This is a genomic window from Zunongwangia sp. L-65 (assembly GCF_056859415.1).
Genome location: NZ_JBSXOK010000048.1, coordinates 20,059 through 27,501, shown reverse-complemented (window position 1 = coordinate 27,501; position 7,443 = coordinate 20,059). Strand labels below are relative to the sequence as shown.

Here is a 7,443-nt window from a genome sequence, read left to right as displayed (position 1 = left end):
CGGTTATAAAACAGCCAAGAGAAGATTTAAAATGGAAGTAAGGAATTTAATTATTGCAATGATAGTGACCTTTTCCGGAGGAGATCCCAACAAATTATTTAAAACTTAAAGTGGCCGGAATTTCTTCCGACCACTAGTGGCTAAATCCTGCCTTTCTTTAAAAAAGTTAGACTTTAACTCCTCCCACTCTTCTTTAGTTTTTGGAGATCGTTTTTTATCCCAATAGCCTTCTGGCCATTTTGGCGTTTTATAATCATCTAAAGTGATATAATCGAGAATGTCTTTTTGCGTATAGGTAATATGATAGAATACCTCATAAAAAGAATATGGTAATCCATGTAATCTTTCGCCAATCTTGTCGAATGACACTTCTTTTAAAACTTTATCAATAGGCATAAAAGCCTCACCACCCATAAGATGTTTTACCAGCTGTGCTCTCTCCATAAACCTTTCTTTTTTAAATTATAAAATCAAATTCGGCCTTTCAACGCATTAAAAACCCAGGAAATGGCAAAAAAACCAATTCCTACAACAGAAAAACCTATTGCGTGATCTCTATATTTTAAGACACCCAGTAGTACGATCGCCGTGGCTACTAAAAAAATAATAAATGAGGCCCAGGCGAAAATGGTGTTCTTATTTAATCCCATAAAATCTTGTTTAAGACACAAATATCGGATATTTTGATTAGTAATTTAAAAATTGAATACTCCGTATTTTGTATTTTAGCCAATATTGTGAAAATTTTTAAATTATTTTTGAAAACAATTAAGCAAACTAAGGTTAAAATTCATTTTTACTCATTTTAAAATTGCTTCCAAAAAACTGTCTATATGGATATTACCTTCAATAAAAATGAAGATCATAATAAATTATTAGTTTCAGACTTAAATCACCACCTAAAAAGAGTGTATTTGGGAGGTGGCGAGAAACGCATCGAAAAACATCACGCCAAAGGAAAAATGACCGCCAGGGAGCGGATTGATTTTTTACTGGATACTCCTGAAGCGGCGATAGAAATTGGCGCTTTTGCCGGCGATGGCATGTACAAGGAACATGGCGGTTGCCCCAGTGGTGGTGTGGTCGTAAAAATTGGAAAAGTTTCTGGCAAACAATGTATTGTAGTGGCTAATGATGCCACCGTAAAAGCAGGAGCCTGGTTTCCTATCACCGGAAAGAAAAACCTGCGTGCCCAGGAAATTGCTATTGAAAATAAGCTTCCCATCATTTATCTCGTAGACAGCGCAGGTGTTTATTTACCGATGCAGGATGAAATTTTCCCAGACAAAGAACACTTTGGAAGAATCTTTAGAAATAATGCCGTAATGAGTAGCATGGGCATCACTCAAATCGCGGCCGTAATGGGAAGTTGTGTTGCCGGGGGTGCTTATTTACCCATTATGAGTGACGAAGCTATTATTGTTGAGAAAACCGGAAGTATTTTTCTTGCCGGAAGCTACCTGGTTAAAGCGGCGATTGGCGAAACCATCGATAACGAAACACTTGGCGGTGCGACCACACATACCGAAATTAGTGGCGTGACCGATTATAAGGCCAAAGACGATAAAGATGCACTCACCAAGATCCAAAATATTATGGATAAAATCGGCGATTTCGATACTGCTGGTTTTAGCCGGAAAAAGGCATTAAAACCAAAATTAGAACCTAACGATATTTTTGGAATTTTACCTAAAAAACGTTCCGATCAATATGATATGATGCAAATCATTGAACGTTTGGTTGATGGATCTGATTTTGAAGAATATAAAAAAGGTTATGGCGAAACGATCATCACCGGTTATGCTCGTATCGATGGTTGGGCTGTTGGCATTGTTGCCAATCAGCGTAAAATCGTTAAAACCAAAAAAGGAGAAATGCAGTTTGGCGGAGTCATTTACTCAGATTCGGCAGATAAAGCCACTCGTTTTATTGCAAATTGTAACCAAAAGAAAATCCCTCTAGTGTTTCTTCAGGATGTTACCGGATTCATGGTGGGCAGCAAAAGTGAGCATGGCGGCATCATCAAAGACGGTGCGAAAATGGTAAATGCAGTAAGCAATTCAGTAGTACCAAAATTCACAATTATTATTGGTAATTCCTATGGAGCCGGTAACTACGCCATGTGCGGTAAAGCCTATGATCCAAGATTGATCGTTGCCTGGCCAAGTGCAGAGCTGGCCGTTATGGGCGGTACGCAAGCCGCAAAAGTGCTGGCTCAGATAGAGACCGCTTCATTAGAGAAAAAAGGGGAAAAAGTAGATGCTGAAAAAGAAAAAAAGGTTTTTGAAGCCATTAAATCCAGATACGACGAGCAAACCTCAGCATATTATGCAGCAGCCAGGCTATGGACAGATGCGGTGATTAATCCTATGGATACCCGCAAATGGATCTCAACCGGAATTGAAGCTGCAAATCACGCCCCAATCGAAAAAGATTTTAATTTAGGGGTTATTCAAACTTAACCTCAAAATGATAAGTTTGGAAAGTCGTACCTAAATTATAGAATTTAGTCACAAACCACATTGTTTAATTTAATCATCAGGAATGAAAAAACTTCTTTCTACATTTTTGTTTTCAATACTTGCTTTTATGGCTTCCTCACAAGTCCTAAGCAATAAAGAAAAATATACCGAAGCTGATACCCTTCGCGGTTCTTTACGAGCCGAGCGTGCGTATGATGCGTTAAGATACCATTTAAAACTGAAGGTAAATCCTTCAGAAGAATTTATTGATGGTAGCAACATTATCACTTTTAAAACCGAACAAAAATTGCCGGTAATGCAAATCGATCTATTTGAAAATATGAACATCGATTCGATTGTTTTTCATGGTAAAAACTTAAAATATAACCGAAAATACAACGCTGTTTTTGTTGAATTTGAAGAAGCTCTGGCCAAAAACACAACAGATTCTTTAGAGTTTTTCTATTCTGGGCACCCCATAGTAGCCAAAAATGCGCCCTGGGACGGCGGTTTTGTCTGGACACGGGACAAGCAGGGAAATCCCTGGGTTGGTGTGGCCGTTCAGGGAACCGGCGCCAGCTTATGGTATCCCAATAAAGATCACCAAAGCGACGAGCCAGAAAGTGTGCAATTGGATATTGCAGTGCCAAACGGACTAATGAATGTATCAAACGGTAGAATGATTGGCAAAAAGGAGCTTGGTAATGGTTATACCGAATGGAGTTGGAAAACCGTAAATCCAATCAATAACTACGATGTAATGATTAACATCGCTAACTACGAACATTTTTCAGATCAGTTCCAGGATCTTACACTGGATTATTACGTACTTCCTTATAATCTTGAAAAAGCTAAAAAACAATTTGAAGAAGTAAAAGATATGATGGCTTGCTTTTACGAAAAAATGGGACCTTACCCCTTTGTAGAAGATGGCTATAAACTAGTAGAGACTCCGTATCTTGGAATGGAGCATCAAAGCGCAGTTGCCTACGGAAATAAATATATGAAAGGCTATTTAGGCCGGGATCTTTCTGGCACGGGAATAGGATTAAAATGGGATTATATCATAATTCATGAATCGGGACATGAATGGTATGGCAATAGTATTACTGCAAAAGATATTGCAGATATGTGGATTCACGAAGGCTTTACCACCTACACCGAAGCTATTTATACTGAATGTGGCTGGGGAAAAGAAGCGGCTTTAAAATATATAAAAGGACAACGTTCTAATATCCAAAACAGAGCGACCATAATCGGTGATTACGGAGTAAATGCTGAAGGCTCTGGGGATATGTATTTTAAAGGATCTAATTTACTAAATACCATTAGAAGCATTTATGATAATGATGAACTTTGGTGGGATACCTTGAGGGATTATACGGCGACTTATAAACATAAGATCATCGATACCAAAACCGTTGAAGATTTCTTCAATAAACCTATAAAAACAGATTTAAAGCCGGTATTCGATCAATATTTAAGACATACCAGAATTCCCGAGTTACAATTTAAAAAAGATGGTAAAACTTATGCGTATCGATGGAGAGCAGATGTTCCAGAATTTAATATGCCGGTAGATGTATTTATCGACGGCAAAGAAACCCGTCTAAAACCAAGCTTAAAATGGAAAAAACTAGATAAAAAAGTATCTGGTGAAGATTCAATAAAACTCAATGATCTTGAATTTTACGTAAACATGAGTTTTAAATAAAAAATCGAGTTATAACAGCTTAAGAATAAAGGTTGAGATTTGATAATTTCAGCCTTTGTTTTTTACAGGTTTAGTTCAATTTCTGTTTTCTACCCATAATAAAATAGAGGATTGTCCCAAAAAAACTAAAGAAGATCACGATAAGTAACCACACTATTTTATTATTCCCTTCAAAATCATTTTTTACGATATCTATGATGGCTAAAAGGGGAAATAATAATCCGAACAAAAAAACTATTAAAACTATAATAATTTGAGGAGTACCAATGGCTAGTATTTGATATAACATCGTTAATTGATTTTTATAAAACTAACGTTTTTCATCTAAAAAAAATAAATTTTATAAAAAATGCTTAATCTGTATCGTCCAGCTGAAAAATCTCATTTACTGAACAAGCAAAAATTTTAGAAAGCTTTAAAGCAAGAATCGTAGATGGCGCATATCTATTTTTCTCCATAGAATTTACTGTTTGCCTGGAAACCCCAAGTAATTTTGCTAAATCCTCCTGAGTCATATTCTTTTTGGCGCGCTCAACTTTAATTGTATTCTTCATTAATTAAATCTTTTCATGAAGTAAAAAACGCCAAAATACCATAAGAACATCGTAAAAAGTAACTGATTAGCCTGGAGATCGATCTCAAAACTTCCATTAAATAAAATACTTCCAAGAGGACTTATAAGGGCAAAAATAACTCCGTATAAGAAAGTAGCTGCAAAAGCTAACAATCTCAGTTTCATACTACGTTCATCTTCTACCTTTTCCTTTGAAAGAGCTAATACCAAAAAAGCGATCAATACTAGATCAAAGAAACCATTTTTAATAATTTCATTTTCTACTGCTATAAGGTCTATACTAGAAATAATAAAAAGCACTAAAGAAATAGCGAGTAATACATAGCCAACTATTTTAAATTTATGCGGAAGTAATTTGAGATCCATATTTTTCATTTGTAAAGAATTTAAGTCTAAAAGACAAAAATACTTTACATCTCAAAAATATCAAACTATGCTGTTGTTAAAAAAATTGATTATACTCGTTTTAAGAAAAGAGCGATAACCTCTTTATTTGTTATTTTTAAAATTGATTTTCGAGAAAATTACCCCACCCTGCTTTTTAGGGTGTTATCACGATGAATTTTCCCACTGGTAGTTTCTTCAAATTTTTCAACAAAATAAATCTTTTTTGGATGTTCAAACTTTTCTAAAGATTTTAGATTCGCGATGTTTTCTTTCATTTTTTCTAAACCTTCTTCAGAAAAAGCAGCTTCAATAAAAAGTACCAGTTTATTTCCTAACGCATCATCTGGAATTGATGTTATAAAAAAGCGAGAATCGATAATTTTACCCAGTTTTTTTTCAATTTCTTCGGGATGTAATTTTACTCCTCCACTATTGATCACATTATCAATCCTACCTTTCCAATTAAATTTTTTATAGGTAAGAATATCCACAACATCATTGGTAACAATGATCTCATCTGAAAGGTTTGGTGCTTTAATAATCAGACAACCGCGTTCATCTTTACTTATATTGATATTCGGTAATACTTTAAAAGGGCGTGATTGCTTCTTTTTTTTCGTAGGATTTATACGTCTTGCGGCAATATGGGTAATAGTCTCGGTCATACCATAAGTTTCATATACCTTGGTATGTACCTCTTTTACCATTTTCTGTAGTCTAAGCGACATAGCTCCTCCTCCAACGATTAACTTTTTAACCAGGTGTAAGCGGGCCACCGAATTATCCAGCTGAAAAGGCGTCATGGCACAAAAATCATAAATTTTAAAAACCTGATCTAAAGGTGTAGCAGAGGGAGGCACTAAATCGAGTTGCCAACCACAAACAATAGCTCGAATGATCATCATTTTACCAGCAATATAAGTTGCAGGAAGACAAAGCAAGGCTTTAGTGTCTTCTGGAAGATCAAAATATTTGGCAGTGGCTAGAGCCGAATTGACCATGTATTCCTTTTTAAGCCGAATGGTTTTAGGTTTCCCTGTAGATCCTGAAGTTTTTACCTCTACAAACTCCTGAGGCTTTAACCAGTCCAGAATAAAACTTCCTACTTCTTCTTCAAAAGCTTCTCCTTCTTTTATAAAATGAAATGCATGTTGTCGTAATTCAGCATTACTGAAATGTCGCTTATTCAGCTTAAAATTAGGATGCGTTTCCGGAACCTTATAGAAGTCTGCCATATTGCTCTAAATATGATTCAAATCTGACTAATCTACGTTATCAAATTACTATTATAAGTTTAAAAATAGCTAATTTTTAGTAATCTCCGTTAATTTCAGATAAATCTTCAATATCTACGACACTATTAGAGGCAATAATTGCTGGTTTTTCTACTTTGCCAAACAGTCGATTGCTCCAGTTTTTCCAGTGATATTTCTTTGCATAAATCAAAAGAATTAAAGGATAAATAACCAAAACGCTTACCCAAATATCCCAACCGGCAACAGGACTGGAAACATCGCGTAAAATAGATTCTGTATTAAAAGCAGTCCACTCTGCGGTTACCAGTAGAGCAGCTACTAAATTATTAGCCGCATGAAATCCTAAAGGCAATTCCAAACCTTCGTCCATCAGTGTCATGATCCCTAACATAAAGCCGGTGCCTATATAGCTTACCATCACCAGATCTCCCATTTGGCTAACTTCAGGGTTCCAGTAATGCAAGCCACCAAAAACGACCGATGTAATCACCAAAGGAATCCAGCGATAACCTGTTTTAATCCCTATGCCCTGCATTAAATACCCTCTAAAAAAATATTCCTCAAAACTGGTTTGTAACGGGACCATTACAATGGCAATCGCTGCCAATATTAAAAATGGAACCAGATTAAAATTAATCGTATAATTCTGTGGATTAATAAATAAAAAATCAACAAGAATTAAAGTAACATTTAAAATCACAATCAAACCGAACGAGAACCAAAAACGTCCCCAGTCAATCTTTTTTCGGCTCGTGGTTAATTCTGTAAATGACTGTCGATGCAAATTTTTAACCAGAAAAAGCAGCGCTCCTAAGCCAATAGCAAAACTTAGCAAGAGAAAGAAAAAAGTGAGATTACTATCTAAAGCACTCATCATAGTAGCTTCATCCACCGTACCGAAATCTGCAGTAACACCAAGTTTAAAAATAACAGCTATTGCTAATGGAAGTTGCCCCATAAAAAGCGCTACGATCGTAACAATTGTACCTATAATATATCGCCACGCATTATTTTTGCTTTTAAAAGCCTGTTCTATATACATTTGTGTAT

9 protein-coding genes are annotated in these 7,443 nt (G+C 35.7%); 2 read left to right on the top strand and 7 right to left on the bottom strand.

The window, feature by feature from the left end:
• Positions 1 to 105: 105 nt before the first annotated feature.
• Together AC13DP_RS06205 and AC13DP_RS06200 are read right to left on the bottom strand one after the other, a co-directional pair.
• On the bottom strand, positions 106 to 444 hold the full coding sequence (locus tag AC13DP_RS06205; protein WP_483067447.1) for a hypothetical protein: 339 nt from the start codon (positions 442 to 444) through the stop codon (positions 106 to 108).
• Between the two features lie 26 nt (positions 445 to 470).
• The gene (locus AC13DP_RS06200; RefSeq protein ID WP_013072471.1) at positions 471 to 650 is read right to left on the bottom strand and encodes a CAL67264 family membrane protein; all 180 of its coding nucleotides are present in this window, start codon (positions 648 to 650) and stop codon (positions 471 to 473) included.
• A gap of 183 nt (positions 651 to 833) precedes the next feature.
• Here AC13DP_RS06200 and AC13DP_RS06195 point away from each other — a divergent pair, with 183 nt between their 5' ends.
• Entirely contained in the window at positions 834 to 2,462 is a 1,629-nt protein-coding gene (locus AC13DP_RS06195) for an acyl-CoA carboxylase subunit beta (RefSeq protein WP_272957176.1), read from the top strand.
• Positions 2,463 to 2,544: 82 nt separating this feature from the next.
• Entirely contained in the window at positions 2,545 to 4,176 is a 1,632-nt protein-coding gene (locus tag AC13DP_RS06190; protein ID WP_347406505.1) for a M1 family metallopeptidase, read from the top strand.
• 70 nt (positions 4,177 to 4,246) lie between these two features.
• On the opposite strand, the gene AC13DP_RS06185 is transcribed toward AC13DP_RS06190, so the two are convergent.
• The 5 genes from AC13DP_RS06185 to AC13DP_RS06165 all read right to left on the bottom strand — a co-directional run bounded on the left by AC13DP_RS06185 (position 4,247) and on the right by AC13DP_RS06165 (position 7,435).
• Positions 4,247 to 4,465, bottom strand: coding sequence for a PLD nuclease N-terminal domain-containing protein (locus AC13DP_RS06185; RefSeq protein ID WP_347406506.1), 219 nt, complete (start codon positions 4,463 to 4,465; stop codon positions 4,247 to 4,249).
• 64 nt (positions 4,466 to 4,529) lie between these two features.
• The gene (locus AC13DP_RS06180; RefSeq protein WP_013072475.1) at positions 4,530 to 4,730 is read right to left on the bottom strand and encodes a helix-turn-helix transcriptional regulator; all 201 of its coding nucleotides are present in this window, start codon (positions 4,728 to 4,730) and stop codon (positions 4,530 to 4,532) included.
• Positions 4,730 to 5,125 (bottom strand): hypothetical protein, encoded by a 396-nt coding sequence (locus AC13DP_RS06175; RefSeq protein ID WP_347406507.1) that lies wholly within the window; start codon positions 5,123 to 5,125, stop codon positions 4,730 to 4,732. The genes AC13DP_RS06180 and AC13DP_RS06175 overlap by 1 nt, the downstream gene beginning before the upstream one ends.
• A gap of 149 nt (positions 5,126 to 5,274) precedes the next feature.
• Positions 5,275 to 6,372, bottom strand: a complete 1,098-nt coding sequence (locus AC13DP_RS06170) for an AMP-binding protein (RefSeq protein WP_013072477.1) — start codon at positions 6,370 to 6,372, stop codon at positions 5,275 to 5,277.
• 76 nt (positions 6,373 to 6,448) lie between these two features.
• A complete protein-coding gene (locus AC13DP_RS06165) occupies positions 6,449 to 7,435 on the bottom strand; it encodes a CPBP family intramembrane glutamic endopeptidase (RefSeq protein ID WP_347406508.1) in 987 nt (328 codons plus the stop codon).
• Positions 7,436 to 7,443: the final 8 nt, after the last annotated feature.

What these genes read in the sequence shown, in the direction of transcription:
- AC13DP_RS06185 (WP_347406506.1), bottom strand. Translation starts at nt 4,465, where the DNA reads ATGTTATATCAAATACTAGCCATTGGTACTCCTCAAATTATTATAGTT.
- AC13DP_RS06165 (WP_347406508.1), bottom strand. Translation starts at nt 7,435, where the DNA reads ATGTATATAGAACAGGCTTTTAAAAGCAAAAATAATGCGTGGCGATAT.
- AC13DP_RS06190 (WP_347406505.1), top strand. Translation starts at nt 2,545, where the DNA reads ATGAAAAAACTTCTTTCTACATTTTTGTTTTCAATACTTGCTTTTATG.
- AC13DP_RS06180 (WP_013072475.1), bottom strand. Translation starts at nt 4,730, where the DNA reads ATGAAGAATACAATTAAAGTTGAGCGCGCCAAAAAGAATATGACTCAG.
- AC13DP_RS06205 (WP_483067447.1), bottom strand. Translation starts at nt 444, where the DNA reads ATGGAGAGAGCACAGCTGGTAAAACATCTTATGGGTGGTGAGGCTTTT.
- AC13DP_RS06200 (WP_013072471.1), bottom strand. Translation starts at nt 650, where the DNA reads ATGGGATTAAATAAGAACACCATTTTCGCCTGGGCCTCATTTATTATT.
- AC13DP_RS06175 (WP_347406507.1), bottom strand. Translation starts at nt 5,125, where the DNA reads ATGAAAAATATGGATCTCAAATTACTTCCGCATAAATTTAAAATAGTT.
- AC13DP_RS06195 (WP_272957176.1), top strand. Translation starts at nt 834, where the DNA reads ATGGATATTACCTTCAATAAAAATGAAGATCATAATAAATTATTAGTT.
- AC13DP_RS06170 (WP_013072477.1), bottom strand. Translation starts at nt 6,372, where the DNA reads ATGGCAGACTTCTATAAGGTTCCGGAAACGCATCCTAATTTTAAGCTG.